14 protein-coding genes are annotated in these 14,062 nt (G+C 50.8%); 9 read left to right on the top strand and 5 right to left on the bottom strand.

All coding sequences use genetic code 11. The features are described from left to right. Positions 1 to 104: 104 nt before the first annotated feature. The 3 genes from IE092_RS14715 to IE092_RS14705 all read right to left on the bottom strand — a co-directional run bounded on the left by IE092_RS14715 (position 105) and on the right by IE092_RS14705 (position 3,444). Positions 105 to 1,991: a chemotaxis protein CheA gene (locus tag IE092_RS14715; RefSeq protein WP_189357964.1), complete on the bottom strand. Its 1,887-nt coding sequence runs from the start codon at positions 1,989 to 1,991 to the stop codon at positions 105 to 107. Next, on the bottom strand, positions 1,991 to 2,746 hold the full coding sequence (locus IE092_RS14710) for a protein phosphatase CheZ (protein WP_189357963.1): 756 nt from the start codon (positions 2,744 to 2,746) through the stop codon (positions 1,991 to 1,993). Before IE092_RS14710 ends, IE092_RS14715 begins: the two co-directional genes overlap by 1 nt. 239 nt (positions 2,747 to 2,985) lie before the next feature. After that, entirely contained in the window at positions 2,986 to 3,444 is a 459-nt protein-coding gene (locus IE092_RS14705) for a putative toxin-antitoxin system toxin component, PIN family (protein WP_229793196.1), read from the bottom strand. A 21-nt stretch (positions 3,445 to 3,465) separates the two neighbouring features. On the opposite strand from IE092_RS14705, the gene yaaA reads away from it, so the two are divergent. Then, positions 3,466 to 4,242, top strand: a complete 777-nt coding sequence (gene yaaA, locus IE092_RS14700; RefSeq protein ID WP_189357962.1) for a peroxide stress protein YaaA — start codon at positions 3,466 to 3,468, stop codon at positions 4,240 to 4,242. Between the two features lie 357 nt (positions 4,243 to 4,599). Here the strand turns inward: yaaA and IE092_RS14695 are convergent, their stop codons facing one another. After that, complete coding sequence (locus IE092_RS14695; RefSeq protein ID WP_189357961.1) at positions 4,600 to 5,403, bottom strand: outer membrane protein assembly factor BamD; 804 nt, start codon at positions 5,401 to 5,403, stop codon at positions 4,600 to 4,602. Positions 5,404 to 5,446: 43 nt separating this feature from the next. Here IE092_RS14695 and IE092_RS14690 point away from each other — a divergent pair, with 43 nt between their 5' ends. Next, positions 5,447 to 6,487, top strand: a complete 1,041-nt coding sequence (locus tag IE092_RS14690) for an RluA family pseudouridine synthase (RefSeq protein WP_189357960.1) — start codon at positions 5,447 to 5,449, stop codon at positions 6,485 to 6,487. Then, the gene (pgeF, locus tag IE092_RS14685) at positions 6,487 to 7,269 is read left to right on the top strand and encodes a peptidoglycan editing factor PgeF (RefSeq protein WP_189357959.1); all 783 of its coding nucleotides are present in this window, start codon (positions 6,487 to 6,489) and stop codon (positions 7,267 to 7,269) included. Before IE092_RS14690 ends, pgeF begins: the two co-directional genes overlap by 1 nt. On the opposite strand, the gene IE092_RS14680 is transcribed toward pgeF, so the two are convergent. Next, positions 7,244 to 7,492 carry a hypothetical protein gene (locus IE092_RS14680; protein WP_189357958.1) on the bottom strand — a complete coding sequence of 83 codons (249 nt, stop codon included), beginning with the start codon at positions 7,490 to 7,492 and terminating at the stop codon, positions 7,244 to 7,246. The genes pgeF and IE092_RS14680 overlap by 26 nt on opposite strands. A 65-nt stretch (positions 7,493 to 7,557) precedes the next feature. Here IE092_RS14680 and phaC point away from each other — a divergent pair, with 65 nt between their 5' ends. From phaC to IE092_RS14650, 6 genes are all read left to right on the top strand, one after another. Beyond that, positions 7,558 to 9,276 (top strand): class I poly(R)-hydroxyalkanoic acid synthase, encoded by a 1,719-nt coding sequence (phaC, locus tag IE092_RS14675; RefSeq protein ID WP_189357957.1) that lies wholly within the window; start codon positions 7,558 to 7,560, stop codon positions 9,274 to 9,276. Between the two features lie 51 nt (positions 9,277 to 9,327). Continuing rightward, complete coding sequence (locus tag IE092_RS14670) at positions 9,328 to 10,068, top strand: 3-ketoacyl-ACP reductase (RefSeq protein ID WP_189357956.1); 741 nt, start codon at positions 9,328 to 9,330, stop codon at positions 10,066 to 10,068. 253 nt (positions 10,069 to 10,321) lie between these two features. Then, complete coding sequence (gene phaR / locus IE092_RS14665) at positions 10,322 to 10,879, top strand: polyhydroxyalkanoate synthesis repressor PhaR (protein ID WP_189357955.1); 558 nt, start codon at positions 10,322 to 10,324, stop codon at positions 10,877 to 10,879. Between the two features lie 137 nt (positions 10,880 to 11,016). After that, on the top strand, positions 11,017 to 12,399 hold the full coding sequence (gene rimO, locus IE092_RS14660) for a 30S ribosomal protein S12 methylthiotransferase RimO (protein WP_189357954.1): 1,383 nt from the start codon (positions 11,017 to 11,019) through the stop codon (positions 12,397 to 12,399). Further along, the gene (locus IE092_RS14655; RefSeq protein WP_189357953.1) at positions 12,399 to 12,836 is read left to right on the top strand and encodes a hypothetical protein; all 438 of its coding nucleotides are present in this window, start codon (positions 12,399 to 12,401) and stop codon (positions 12,834 to 12,836) included. Before rimO ends, IE092_RS14655 begins: the two co-directional genes overlap by 1 nt. Positions 12,837 to 12,978: 142 nt before the next feature. Then, complete coding sequence (locus IE092_RS14650) at positions 12,979 to 14,061, top strand: hypothetical protein (RefSeq protein ID WP_189357952.1); 1,083 nt, start codon at positions 12,979 to 12,981, stop codon at positions 14,059 to 14,061. Position 14,062: the final 1 nt, after the last annotated feature.

Genomic DNA, 14,062 nt, shown 5'->3' with positions numbered 1-14,062 from the left:
TTTCTGCCGGAAGCGTTTATAGCGATAACAGATAAGAAAATAACCCGTACAAAGACGGGTTATTTTTACGGACATGCATTCATGCTCAATGAAACGATATTCGCTCAGGCACTCATCATTTCACGGACCTTACAACCATCAATCAGGAACGACAAGCTGATCACCAGCACCAGTTCACCTTCCGCGGAACGGGCTGTACCTGTAACGCCCGGTGTGGTGATACAGGTCAGTGGCTTAATCACCAGATCTGCAGTGCCATCGACGGAATCAACGGACAGAATATAAGGGCTGGGAGCGGCGATGACGATACCAACCCGTTCTGACGCCGGAGAATAGCCAAGAATGCGTCCAAGTGATTTGACTGGCAGCGGTCTTCCGAGGTCGCGCAGTACTGGCTGACCGCCAACACTTTCGAACTCTTCCGGGAGCTCAACCACGCGCTGTACTGTTGCCATTGGCAATGCCAGCGATGCACCATCGGTACGAACAACCATGGTCGGTACGATGGATAATTCAATTGGCAGGCGAATCAGGAAAGTCGTGCCTTTGCCAAGCTCCGAAGCAATACGAATTGCACCGCGGTGACGTTCAACCGCTGTTTTTACAACGTCCATCCCGACGCCGCGACCGGAAACACTTGATGCCACTTCTTTTGTAGAGAAGCCCGGCAGGAAAACGAGCTGGAATGCTTCATCATCTGTGCGCGCATCGTGCGGATTGATCAAGCCTTTCGACACAGCCTTGTCACGCAATTTCTGCGCATCCATTCCCTTGCCGTCATCAGATACTTCAATCATGACGCTGCTGGCTTCCTGCCAGGCTTTCAGGGAAATCGTAGCGCGAACAGGTTTGTTGACCTGAGCGCGGTCTTCTGCAGATTCGATGCCGTGATCAAGCGCATTGCGCAGCATGTGAACCAGCGGGTCGTACAGACTGTCAACAACGACACGATCGACTTCAGTTTCCGCACCGGAAATGACCAGATCGACGTCTTTGCCTAGGTCACGCGCCAGTTCACGAACCAGGCGCGGGAATTTCTGAAACAAACGGCCGACCGGCTGCATACGTGTTGCAAGTGTTGCACGTTGCAGTTCAGTTGAGTAACGCGACGCGCGGGTCAGTGTTTCTGTCAGCGCAGACATAATCGGCGCGGCCTGACCGTCGAATTTGAACTGACTGAGTTTTTCCAGTAGCACAGCTGCCTGATTCGCTGCCTGCACGGATTCACCGGCAACTTCCAGCAGTGTATTCAGTTTGACAGCATCAATACGAATACTTTCCTCTTTCGCAGGAGCATTTTGTTTGATCGCAGTGTCCGGCGTAGCCAGCGTCGCTTTTACAGCTTCGGTTTCTTCACGAATGTTGGCTGGAGCAGGAGCCGCAGCAGGCAGATCAGCAATGGGTGTCGCAAGCACATCGGCCACAGGTTCGGGTATTGTGCCAGGCGGTACCACTGCACGGTAGTATGCTGTCCAGTCGATTTCTCCGTCTTTATTGTTTGCTTCCGTAGTTGCTGTGGCTGACGCCACTTGCGCTACCGTAGCAGTAACAGGGGCTGCCACGGGTACGGCAGCAACCGGTGCAGATGCTGGTGCCGTGGAGGAAGAACTACCTTCGATAGCGTCAGTCAGCATGCGTTCCAGTGCGGCAGGCATAGTCGATAACTGCTCTGGTGGCGTGCCATTGTTCAGCGCAGCCAGCTGATCTGCAACGAATCCGCTAGCTTCAAGTGCTGCCTCAATCGCTTCCGGAGTGACCGCTGCTTTGCCCGTGCGCAGTGCGTCGAACAAGTTTTCGGTCAGATGGCAGGCAGATACCATCGCAGTCAGGTTCATAAAACCTGCGCCGCCTTTGATGGTGTGGAAGGAGCGAAACACTGCGTTCAGTGTATTCATATCCCCGGGATTGCGTTCCAGGGATAACAAGTGCTCTTCTACGTTTGTTGCAAGGTCCAGTGCCTCGACAACAAACTCTCTCAGCATCTCATCCATTAGAAACCTAAGCTCTCAAGAAGGTTGTCAACATCGTCCTGTTCCAGTGCAGCTTTCGGAACAGACGGGCCCTCCATCAGTTCAACTGCTTTATCACGCAGATCGGCAGGAGCATTGTCGATCAGGATTTGTGCCAGTTCCCGTTCTACGCGCTTGTTGATAGCAACAACTTTCTTAATCAGTTGCCCGGTCAGATCCTGAAAATCTTGCGCCATCATGATGTCCAGCAGACGGGCTTTTTCAGCTTCTGTTGCCGCCATTACGGTATTGGCAAATTCTTTTGAGTCACGGGCAAGCGTTTTAAATTCTTCGACCGACATTTTTCCGTCGAATAAATCTGTCCATCGCACATCGATTTCTTTTGCTTGCTGTGCCAGCTTATCTTGTTCAGGCATGCCGAGATCAGTTGCATTCAGCACCTTGTTGGCAGCCTGTTCGGTCAGGGTTGCGACATATTCCAGTCGCCCCTGCGCATCTGCAACCTGAATGGCAACATCTGACAAAGACCTGTCATAACCCAGTGCGCGCATAGAATCGTGGAGCATGCGGACGACATTGCCGAGTCGGTCAAAAATAGGGAGGCCGGCATCATCGCTTGTGCCGGAAAGATCAAGTTTTCCCTCATCAGAATCGTCAGGTTCTGATGCGGAGGTACTTTCGGTGTTGCTGGCTGACGGTGCAGCGCTCAGTGTATCCTGACGCTGGGAGGCCATTTCTTCAAACAGGGCTTCCAGATCATCTGCTGAATCGGTCATCTTATTGGTTCTCCATATCGCTGTGACTTTTGTGCAATTGTTCCACAAGTACCATGGTTTATGTTTCTTTTCGGCAAAAAAGTACGACGACCATCTTACCGCGTATCTGAGGCGGAGACCTGATGCTGAGCAAACCCGCTGCTGCAGCGACGGACTCTGACAACGTCATAGTAGCAGGACTTTGTAGAAGAGTAACCGTCAGGCATTAAATTTATCAATGTTTTGCTCAATAGACACAGTCAGGAAGCCGCGCCGTTAAAGCGTTTAATGAAATCGGCGGGTGTCAGAACCGGGAATCGTCCTGATTTTTGCAGGCGTTTGTTCAGCTTGAGTAAAGCTTTGTCTTTAGAAACCAGTGCTATGGCATTGGTGCCTGCAGCGACCACGACAAATTTCTGATCGTCGCGGTCTTTGCACTGGGGCAGGATGGCATCTGCGGTGGCTTCATCCGGTTCAACCACCTGAATCAGCGCGTCAAATTGTGCGGTTGCGGCCTCGGTGTCGCTGAGGTAGGCCTTCAGATGCGGGTATTTCAGAACAGCCAGCCATTCATTGCGGCAGCGACGTGAGGTAATTGCCTGCAGGTTTTGGCTGCGCAGTATGTCCAGAATCGGCATGACGGCAGGATTGCGGAACAGAAACAGATCCAGGCAGACGTTTGTGTCGAGAACGACAGGCTTCGGTATGATGGCGTCCATGTTTGTTTTTTGAGTTTAGTTATGTTGATTGTCGTTTCGCCTGCAAAGAGCCTGGATTATACAAGTACCGTTCCTGATACTGCGGTGACGGAGCCGTTACTGATGGATCAGGCGCAGTTGCTGATTGATGTTCTCAAACATCAATCCGTGCAGGAAGTGCGTGAACTGATGGATATTTCTGAAGATCTGGGGCAACTGAATGTTCAGCGCTTCCGTGCCTGGCAGCGCCACCCGGATCCGGCAACAGTGCGTCAGGCGATATTCGCGTTTAATGGTGATGTGTATGAAGGGCTGGCGGCGGCTTCGTTGTCTGCAGATGCGCTGAATTATCTTCAAAAACGGCTGCGGATTTTGTCTGGATTGTACGGCGTGTTGCGCCCGCTGGATGCGTTGCAGGCATATCGTCTGGAAATGGGGACCCGACTGGCTACAGATCACGGGAAAAATCTGTACACCTTTTGGGGGCAGCAGATTACGGATGTGTTGCGAAACCAGATGGAAGCATTAAACACGGATACGCTGGTGAATCTGGCTTCTGATGAGTACTTTAAATCTGTCAAAGTCAGGGAGCTTGGTGCGCGGGTTATTACACCGCAATTCTATGACTGGAAAAATGGTCAGTACAAAATCATTTCTTTCTACGCTAAACGGGCGCGCGGCCTGATGGCACGTTTTTGTGCTGAACAAGGGCTTGCCGATCCTGAGCAAATGAAAGCGTTTGATACAGACGGCTATCAGTATTGTCAGGATGCCTCCGATGCAGATCGCTGGGTGTTCAGGCGAAGACTGGCTGAATAAGCGAAAAGAGCATGATCGTCCGGCACTTTTTTGCGATATCGGATGATCAGTCATTTTGCCTGACGGTGACCGGTAAGTAAGTGTATTTGTGCAGATATCGTCACTGACACTTTTCGGAGAGCCGGACTTTCTGCCGACGACAGCGATACGGCTGTGCGAAATACCGCATTTCAGGCATTTTGGAGTGCTACAGGGGATTGCGTCGCCATTCTTAAAATTGCTTGAAATTGTCTCGGATGATGAAGATTGTCGGCGTGTTAATGATAATCCGGCGAAGTATAAAAAAACCGCATGCCTTACAGGATGCGGTTTTTTTTATGACTCAGCATCGGAAATAGATGCTGATGCAGAAGCTGATTACTTCCAGAACTGCCACCAGTTTTTGCCTTGTTTCTTGCCTGAAGCAATCTCGCTGTTCGGGAATGTTTTGGTGAATACGCGCTGCGCGTCGTCACGTAATCCTGTCATACCCATGGCGTCATAAGACTTCACCATGATAAACAGTGCTTCTTCAATTGCAGGGGCATCCGGATATTCAGTGATGGCGGTCTTTGCGCGATTTGCTGCTGCCAGATAAGCGCCGCGACGGAAATAGTAACGGGCAACGTGAACGTCATACTGTGCCAGCGCATTCACCAGATATTTCATGCGTGAGATCGCATCCGGTGTGTATTTGCTGTTAGGAAATTGCGTGGCCAGTTGCTTGAACGCATCGAAGGAATCGCGTGACGCTTTCGGGTCGCGTTCGGTAATGTCCTGATTGCCAATAAAGTTCAGCAAGCCAAGCTGATCATTGAATGTGATCAGACCGCGCAGGTAATACATATAGTCCAGATTATCGTGATTCGGGTGCAGTTTGATGAAGCGTTCAACCGCGGCCAGTGCCTGCGCCTGATCACCCTGCTTGTAATAAGAATACGCGGTTTCCATCTGAGCTTGCTGAGCATAGGTGCCAAACGGGTAGCGTGATTCCAGTTTTTCAAAGTACTGGATCGCTTTTTCGTAAGAGCCTGCTGCCATTTCGTCCTTGGCTTCAGCGTATAATCTCGCTGCTGACCAGGTTTTTGTGTCGTCCCCTTTCTCACCGAACGTACCGCAGCCGCTTAAAGAAACGACAGTGGCACAAGCGAGAACCAGCAATTTCAAAGATTTACCGTGCATAAATATGTGCATGAGCAGAAAAATAAGTTACGGATTATAGCCGATGGCAAACAATGTGAAACCAACTAAAACCCCGATTTTCGCAGAAACTGAAGCCGAACTGGAAAGTGATGCGTTTTTTGAGGATGAAACTACAGAAGTGCAGGATAGTGCGCCTGAGCGTATTGAATTCAGACTGAATCCGCAAATGTGCGGCGAGCGCCTCGATAAAGTGATCTCGCGCCTAATGCCTGAGTATTCGCGCAGCCGCATTCAGCAATGGATTGATGATGGTTTTGTGACTGTCGATGGTAAGCCGGGCAAGGGAAAGCAGGCGGTACTCGGGCATGAAGTACTGATCATCGAGCCTCAAACCAGCGTGCAGGATCTGGCTTTCGAAGCGGAATATATTCCGCTGAATGTCGTGTTTGAAGACGACACGCTGATTGTGATTCATAAACCGGCAGGTATGGTTGTTCATCCTGCTGCCGGCAACTGGACCGGCACATTGCTGAACGGATTGCTGCACCGCTGGCCTGCACTGAAAAACGTACCGCGTGCCGGTATTGTGCATCGTTTGGATAAAGAAACATCCGGCCTGATGGTAGTGGCAAAAACCCTGACTGCGCAAACCGATCTGGTCCGTCAGCTACAGGAGCGCACGGTTTCCCGCGAATACTATGCGCTGGTTTGGGGCGCCCCGAACCTGAGTGGCACGATTGATGCACCAATTGCACGCAATCCGCGTGATCGTCTGAAGATGTGCGTGTCCCGCAGTATGTTTGCAAAACCGGCTGTGACGCACTTCCGCCGCCTTGCAACCGGTATGCTGGAGAAATTCCCTGTCAGTCTGGTGCTGTGTAAGCTGGAAACCGGACGGACTCATCAGATCCGCGTACACATGCAGCATCACGGATTCGCACTGGTTGGCGACCCTTTATACGGTAAATCGCATCTGGCGCGTTTCTTTCCGCGTCAGGCTTTGCACGCCAAACGACTGGGTCTGATTCATCCTGATACCGGCGAGGAATGCCTGTGGGAAGTTGATCTTGCCGACGACCTTCAGCAATTGCTCGAACAGGCCAATCTGGAGTGGGCTGAATAATGGCGCAGCCACTGCCGCCGGTCGTGTTCCCGGAAGACTGGGACGCTAAGCCGGCATCTGTCTGCGCGGGATTTACGACACGATCCGGTGGCTACAGTCAGGGGCCGTTTGCAGCTGCTAACGGTCGGGGCGGACTCAATCTCGGTGATCATGTCGGGGATGATGTCTCGCATGTTGATCAGAATCGACGCGAATTATTTGCTGCAATTCACCACGATGTCATATTTTTATCACAAGTACATGGCATACTTGTTGCTGATGCATCAAGGCTAATTGGCAACACGCAAGCAGATGCAGTGATTTCTGATCAGCCGGGTAAAGTCTGCGCCGTACTGACTGCAGATTGTCTTCCTGTGCTGTTCAGTGATGCAGACGGCAAAGTAGTTGGTGCAGCACATGCGGGCTGGCGCGGTCTGGCTGGTGGTGTGCTCGAAGCAACGGCAGAAGCGATGCGGGCGAAAGGTGCGGGTGAAATCGTTGCATGGTTGGGGCCCGCGATTGGTCCGGATCGCTTTGAGGTAGGTCAAGAAGTAGTGCAGATCTTTACGGATATCGATAACGCTGCACTGAATTGCTTTGTTAAGATGCAAAATGGCAAAGAAGGCAAGTATCTGGCTGATATCTTCGGACTGGCGAAGCGCCGCCTTGCTGCTTGTGGTGTCCGGCAGGTTTCCGGTGGCGGATTATGCACCGTCAGTGATGCACAAAATTTTTACTCCTACCGACGCGATCATCAGACCGGGCGCATGGCAAGTTTCATTTTTCGCCGTCCTGAGCTGTAGTTTTTAAGGACTGCGCCGCGTTTTGTTGTGGTTTTTGCTGCATTGCAACCTGAATCTGCCGTTTTTCCCGCTTGCGCTTGCCTGAACGCATCAGGTATAAAACAATTGTTAAAGGAAAAACACAGTACATGGTAAACGTCATTACACCGGCCACAACTGAAGTCTCTGTGGCCGACATCAGCAGCGTCACATATATCCACGCAATTGCAACGATGTATTGCATTCTTTCGTTTCCTTCCGCTTTTTCCGAACAGACCCGCAACGATACGCGATTTTCAGGAGGCGCGCATGCAGAGTTTTGACCCGCAATCCATGATGAATGAATGGGTGGGAAAATTTTATCAACCGGACGCATGGCAGGACTGGATGAAGTCCGCTCAGCAGTTGAATGCCGCGCCATTGATGGAAGTGCTGCGCGAAGCTGGCGGCACAATTGCACCGGAAACCCTGCTGACATTGCAGCAGGATTACGCCCGTGAAGCAGCGCAGCTCTGGCAAGACTTTGTTGCATCTAAAATTCCCGCCCTGAGTGACCGGCGGTTTACCTCCGGTGCGTGGAAAGATCAGCCGATGTCTGCCTACAGTGCGGCGGCTTATTTGCTGAATGCGCGGTTTTTGATGGCGCTGGCAGAAGCAGTGGATGCCAGTCCTAAAGTTCGGCAGAAAATTATTTTTGCTGTGCAGCAAATGATTGATGCGATGTCGCCGGCGAATTTTCTGGCAACTAATCCGGATGCGCAGGCAAAACTGATTGAAACAAAAGGCGAAAGTCTCGCCAAAGGCATTACGCAAATGCTGGCGGATATGCAGAAGGGCCGCATTTCGCAGACCGATGAAAGTGCTTTCCATGTCGGTCAGAATGTGGCTACCACTGAAGGAACGGTGGTATTTGAAAATCGCTTATTCCAGCTGATTCAATACAAACCATTGACTGAAACAGTGCATCAGCGGCCTTTGCTGATGATTCCGCCATGCATAAATAAATTTTATATTTTAGATTTGCAGCCGGAAAATTCTGTCGTCCGCTATCTGGTTGAGCAGGGACATACGGTTTACCTGGTCTCCTGGGCGAATCCTGATCAGACAATGGATCAGGTTACCTGGGATGATTACATCGAAGAAGGTGCCATTACAGCAATCAATACCGTTAAGGCAATTTCGGGGCAGAAGCAACTGAGTACCTTCGGATTCTGTGTCGGCGGGACAATTTTATCGACGGCGCTGGCTGTGCTGGCTGCGCGTGGTGAGCATCCTGCGGCCAGTGTGACATTGCTGACGACATTGCTCGATTTTTCAAACACGGGTGTACTGGATGTGTTTGTTGATGAGATGCAGGTTACGCTGCGCGAAAAAACGATTGGCAAAAAAGGATTGTTGCCCGGACGTGATCTGGCAAGTACCTTCTCAGCGCTACGTGCAAACGATCTGGTCTGGAACTATGTGCAGGCGAATTATCTGAAAGGTGAAGCACCACCGCCATTCGATTTGCTTTACTGGAATTCCGACAGTACAAATTTGCCGGGGCCAATGTTCTGCTGGTATCTGCGCAATACCTATCTTGAGAATAAGTTGTGTATTCCTAACGGTTTAACCGTTTGCGGGGAAACCGTTGATCTTGGTCTGATTGACGCACCGGTGTTCATCTACGGTTCGCGTGAGGATCATATTGTTCCATGGCAGGCAGCCTTTGCCTCGGTGGCTTTGCTGAACCCCGGCAAACCGGAACGTAATGTGTTTGTGCTGGGGGCATCTGGTCATATTGCAGGTGTGGTGAACCCTCCGGCAAAGAAAAAGCGCAGTTACTGGATAAATACAGATCAGGTCAGAAAAGCGGAAGACTGGTTTGATGGTGCTTCTGAGCACACAGGTAGCTGGTGGCCGGTTTGGGCGGAGTTTTTGGCGCAGCACGCAGGAAAGAAAGCCAAAGCACCGGTATCCGCAGGAAGTAAAGATTTTCCGCCAATCGAGCAGGGGCCAGGGCGGTATGTGAAGGTAAGGGCAGCTTAATCTGCATTAATAGCGTAGTTTTCAGTGAGTGATCAAAACAGGAGATCAGGAATGACAAAACGTATTGCGTATGTAACTGGTGGTATGGGTGGTATCGGGACCTCGATTTGCCGTCGTCTGTGCAAAGAAGGTTATGTAGTCGTTGCAGGTTGTGGTCCGAATTCAGCCCGTAAAGACAAATGGCTGGCTGACATGCGCGCAGAAGGTTTTGAAGTGTTTGCTTCCGAAGGTAATGTTTCTGACTGGGAGTCCACCAAGGCTGCGTTTGAAAAAGTGCGCGCTGAAATCGGTGAAGTCGATGTACTGGTGAATAATGCAGGTATTACACGCGATGGTCAGTTCCGCAAAATGACAAAAGCGGACTGGGATGCCGTCATTGATACTAACCTGAATTCGCTGTTCAATGTCACCAAGCAAGTGATTGATGGCATGATCGATCGAGGCTGGGGACGTATCATTAACATTTCTTCTGTTAATGGACAAAAAGGTCAGTTCGGACAGACAAATTACTCCACTGCAAAAGCTGGTATTCATGGATTTACCATGGCGCTGGCGCAGGAAGTGGCGACAAAAGGCGTGACCGTCAATACCGTCTCTCCGGGTTATGTCGGTACAGATATGGTGCGTGCAATTCGTCCGGATGTACTTGAGAAAATCGTGTCGGGTATTCCTGTAAAACGTCTTGCTGAGCCGGATGAAATCGCTTCTATCGTTGCATGGATTGCGTCTGATGACGGTGCTTATGCAACAGGTTCTGATTTCTCGCTGAATGGCGGTCTGCATATGGGTTAAACCGGCTTTTTGCACTGCCGCATCATTTGTATTGCAGTGCATGATTTCGGTGCTGTTTTTTGACGCAATGCGGTAGAATTAGCCCACCAGTGCAAATGTACTGGGGGGCTTTTTAATATGCTTTGAGAAAAAAGCAGGTTAAACAAAAAAGAGGGGACAAACCTTGCTGCACCGTTTAGTCAAGTAGTTGGGTGCCGGTTTGCTTGAGTATGCCCGGACATCACCGGGTTCGTAGTTATCAATTGAGACATCAATGAATAGCGCAAAAAAAACAACGCAACACCTGATTAAAAAGTATCCAAACCGTCGTTTGTACGACACGCAGACCAGTAGCTACATTACGCTGGCAGATGTGAAGCAATTCGTACTGGAAAATGATGACTTTGCTGTTGTTGATGCGAAAACAGGCGAAGACCTGACCCGCAGTATTCTGCTGCAAATCATTCTGGAAGAAGAAGCTGGCGGTACGCCGATGTTTTCCAGTGCAGTGCTTTCTCAGATCATCCGGTTTTACGGCCACGCAATGCAGGGCATGATGGGGTCGTATCTGGAGAAAAATGTACAGGCGTTTATGGAGATTCAAAACAAACTGGCGGAAGGCTCCAAGGGATTGTATGACGGTAAACCGTTCAGTCCTGAAGTCTGGAACCAGTTTATGAATGTTCAGGGGCCAATGATGCAAGGCATGATGGGGAATTACATAGAGCAAAGTAAAAACCTGTTTATGCAAATGCAGGAACAAATGCAAAGCCAGGCGAAGTCCATGTTCACAGTATTTCCATTCCCGCCTGATGGTCAGGAAAAGAAATAAGCCACTGTCATAATTTTCGGGTAGTAAGGCCTAAGGCTTTGATCTGACGCTGTTTTTTGCAGCGGGTAGATCATACTGACACCAAAAAAGGTACAATAGCGGGTTCGCTTTTGTACCTTTTTTGTTGAATTTATACTATGGCTATCTCTGAAATCCGTCGCCAGCCTGCAGGCGATGCCCCGAAAGTTGGATTTGTTTCCCTCGGCTGCCCGAAAGCACTGGTCGATTCAGAGCAGATTCTGACGCAGCTTCGCGCAGAAGGTTATGAAACTGCTAAATCGTATGATGGTGCCGATCTGGTCATCGTAAATACCTGCGGATTTATTGACGCCGCAGTGCAGGAGTCGCTGGATGCAATCGGTGAAGCACTGGCCGAAAACGGGAAAGTCATTGTCACCGGCTGTCTGGGTGCGAAAAAAGATGCTGACGGGAATGATCTGATTCAGGGTGTGCATCCGAAAGTGCTGGAAGTCACCGGGCCACATGCGGTTGGTGAAGTCATGGCCGCAGTTCATAAGCATCTTCCGAAGCCACATGAACCGTTTGTCGACCTGATCCCCGCTCAGGGAGTAAAGCTGACACCGAAGCACTATGCTTATCTGAAAATATCTGAGGGCTGTAACCATCGTTGCAGTTTCTGCATTATCCCTTCGATGCGTGGTGATCTGGTCTCGCGTCCGATTGCAGATGTCATGCTGGAAGCGGAAAACCTGTTTAAAGCCGGCGTGAAAGAGTTGCTGGTGATTTCTCAGGATACCAGTGCATATGGCGTGGATGTGAAGTTCCGTACCGGATTCTGGAATGGTCGTCCTGTAAAAACCCACATGACGCAGCTGACTGAGGCACTGGGCGAACTGGCAAAACAATACGATGCCTGGGTACGGTTGCATTATGTTTACCCGTATCCGCATGTGGATGAAATCATTCCTCTGATGAATAACGGGCACGTATTGCCGTATCTGGACGTGCCGCTGCAGCATGCTCATCCGGATGTGCTGAAGCGCATGAAACGCCCGGCCAGCGGAGAGAAAAATATCGAGCGCATCAAAGCGTGGCGTGCGATGTGTCCTGATCTGACCATTCGCTCCACATTTATTGCCGGTTTCCCCGGTGAGACAGAAGAAGAATTTCAATACCTGCTGGATTTCCTGAAAGAAGCCAAAATCGATCGCCTCGGTTGTTTTGCATATTCACCGGTAGAGGGAGCGACAGCCAATGAAATCGCGAACCAGTTGCCGGATGAAGTACGTGAAGACCGTCGTCGTCGCGTAATGGAATTGCAGGAATCAATTTCCCGTGAGCGTCTGCAGGCGAAAGTCGGCAAAACCGTGCGTGTTCTGATCGACGAACTCGATCGCAGTGGTGGCATCGGCCGCAGCGCTGCTGATGCACCAGAGATTGATGGCGTTGTGTATGTCAAACCACCGTTTGAGCCGCATCGTAAGTTGAAGGTGGGCGAATTCATCGATGTTCGCATTACAGCCGCAGATGCGCATGATATGTGGGGCGAGGCGCTGTAATGCTGCGCGTTACCGGGCTTTTTCTGTTGGGATTACTGATGCCTGTATCGGTGTTTGCCGGTGCAGAATCGTCCTCAATACCGAAAACGGTAGCGCAGCAGCGCAGCTTTTCTCAGCCACAGGTATTCAGAGGCCAGTTGGGTGGAAAGCTGATTGAAATGCATTTGCAGCCCAAAAAAGAAGAGCCGGAAAGTCTGGAGGGCTATTATCTGATCGGCCCTGATTGGAAGAAAAAAGTATTACTTGCCGGTGAATGGTCGGGATCGCAAGTCAGTCTCGAAGAGTCAGAAAATGGTACGGATGTTTCGGGTACGCTGGAGGCGGAATGGCTGGAAGAAGGTTTGTCAGGAAACTGGATGCCGGCAGATGAAACACTGAAACTGTATTTTCGTCTTCAGCCGGTAAAGCAAGCGGTTACCGGCAAGCGGAAAAGCTGATCCGGCTCATCAATAAAAAAAAGCCCCGTTAGATATCAATAACGGGGCTTTTTTATTGCAGATTTCAAAAGAAGTGCCGTTACCGGAGGAATGCCAGCCAGCGTGGTTAGGCGCTTGTTAATGCTTCTGACGGGAGGGGCGTATGCGTATCCAGAGTTCCAGTGTTGGCCTGGCATCTGGCCAGACTTCACAGCAAATACAGTTTCGTCAGCAAACAACGCTGGCTGTTTCATCATCCGTGCAGACTGCCGCAGCTTCAGTGGCGAGTCTGGCGTCCCCGACTCAGGACAAAGTCAGCCTGCAAAGTAGCCGTGATCTTGCTGAGCGTTTGCAGCGCACTTCTCCGCCGACAGAAACTAACAGGGGCGAACTCAGTATGGGTATTCCGTCTTCACCTGCAAGCGACGGGGCGCTTGCCAGTGGTGGAATCAGTGATGGAAATCTGCAGACGCTGGTGGATTTGCTGCGGGAAATGTTCGGCATGGAGGTGTCTTTGCCTGGCGAAATCAGTCAGTCTGGGGAGGCGCAACAGACTGCTGCCAGCGCACAATACGGTGCAGCTCAAACCTCACTGGTGGCAGACACGCTGTATTTTAAACAGGTGAATTCCCTGAAATTCGAGGCGCAGGGCGAAATTACGACGGCGGATAATCAGAAGATCAGTGTCGCTTTTTCATTTGAAATGCAGTCGGAAATCACATTGCGACAAAGCACCAGCGTCCGCGTCCAGTCGCAGGCGATGCGCGATCCGCTGGTGTTGAATTTCGATGCAGGATCTGCGCAGCTCGGTCAGGATCATCTGATGCTGGATCTGGATAACAACGGTCATCAGGTTGCTTTGCCGGCAATTCTGCATGGCGGCTATCTTGCGCTGCAATCCCACACGGGTGAAGCGATTAACCGTGGCAGTCAGTTATTCGGACCTGCGAGCGGAGACGGTTTCGCCGAACTTGCACGTTATGACAGCGATGCGAATCACTGGATTGATGAGAATGATCCGGTCTTTAGTAAGCTTGGTATCGTGGTGCCGGGTGGTGCGGAGGGCAATCAGTTTGTGTCACTGAAAGATGCCGGCGTAGGTGCATTATTTCTGGGTAATGCCGCAACTGCCTGGGATATGCGTACACCGGATGGCAAGCAGGCTGCGAAGCTGGGTGCCAGCGGATTCTGGCTCAGTGAAAACGGCACTGCCAGAGCATTGCAGCATATCGATGTAAAAGTCTGAG

The sequence above is a fragment of the Cognatundibacterium squillarum genome (assembly GCF_014652435.1).
Lineage (GTDB): Bacteria > Pseudomonadota > Gammaproteobacteria > Burkholderiales > Burkholderiaceae_D > Undibacterium > Undibacterium squillarum.
The sequence above is the reverse complement of the archived record's forward strand: the minus strand, read 5'-3'. Positions and strand labels throughout refer to the sequence as shown.

What these genes read in the sequence shown, in the direction of transcription:
- IE092_RS14715 (WP_189357964.1), bottom strand. Translation starts at nt 1,991, where the DNA reads ATGGATGAGATGCTGAGAGAGTTTGTTGTCGAGGCACTGGACCTTGCA.
- IE092_RS14710 (WP_189357963.1), bottom strand. Translation starts at nt 2,746, where the DNA reads ATGACCGATTCAGCAGATGATCTGGAAGCCCTGTTTGAAGAAATGGCC.
- IE092_RS14705 (WP_229793196.1), bottom strand. Translation starts at nt 3,444, where the DNA reads ATGGACGCCATCATACCGAAGCCTGTCGTTCTCGACACAAACGTCTGC.
- yaaA (WP_189357962.1), top strand. Translation starts at nt 3,466, where the DNA reads ATGTTGATTGTCGTTTCGCCTGCAAAGAGCCTGGATTATACAAGTACC.
- IE092_RS14695 (WP_189357961.1), bottom strand. Translation starts at nt 5,403, where the DNA reads ATGCACGGTAAATCTTTGAAATTGCTGGTTCTCGCTTGTGCCACTGTC.
- IE092_RS14690 (WP_189357960.1), top strand. Translation starts at nt 5,447, where the DNA reads ATGGCAAACAATGTGAAACCAACTAAAACCCCGATTTTCGCAGAAACT.
- pgeF (WP_189357959.1), top strand. Translation starts at nt 6,487, where the DNA reads ATGGCGCAGCCACTGCCGCCGGTCGTGTTCCCGGAAGACTGGGACGCT.
- IE092_RS14680 (WP_189357958.1), bottom strand. Translation starts at nt 7,492, where the DNA reads ATGCAATACATCGTTGCAATTGCGTGGATATATGTGACGCTGCTGATG.
- phaC (WP_189357957.1), top strand. Translation starts at nt 7,558, where the DNA reads ATGCAGAGTTTTGACCCGCAATCCATGATGAATGAATGGGTGGGAAAA.
- IE092_RS14670 (WP_189357956.1), top strand. Translation starts at nt 9,328, where the DNA reads ATGACAAAACGTATTGCGTATGTAACTGGTGGTATGGGTGGTATCGGG.
- phaR (WP_189357955.1), top strand. Translation starts at nt 10,322, where the DNA reads ATGAATAGCGCAAAAAAAACAACGCAACACCTGATTAAAAAGTATCCA.
- rimO (WP_189357954.1), top strand. Translation starts at nt 11,017, where the DNA reads ATGGCTATCTCTGAAATCCGTCGCCAGCCTGCAGGCGATGCCCCGAAA.
- IE092_RS14655 (WP_189357953.1), top strand. Translation starts at nt 12,399, where the DNA reads ATGCTGCGCGTTACCGGGCTTTTTCTGTTGGGATTACTGATGCCTGTA.
- IE092_RS14650 (WP_189357952.1), top strand. Translation starts at nt 12,979, where the DNA reads ATGCGTATCCAGAGTTCCAGTGTTGGCCTGGCATCTGGCCAGACTTCA.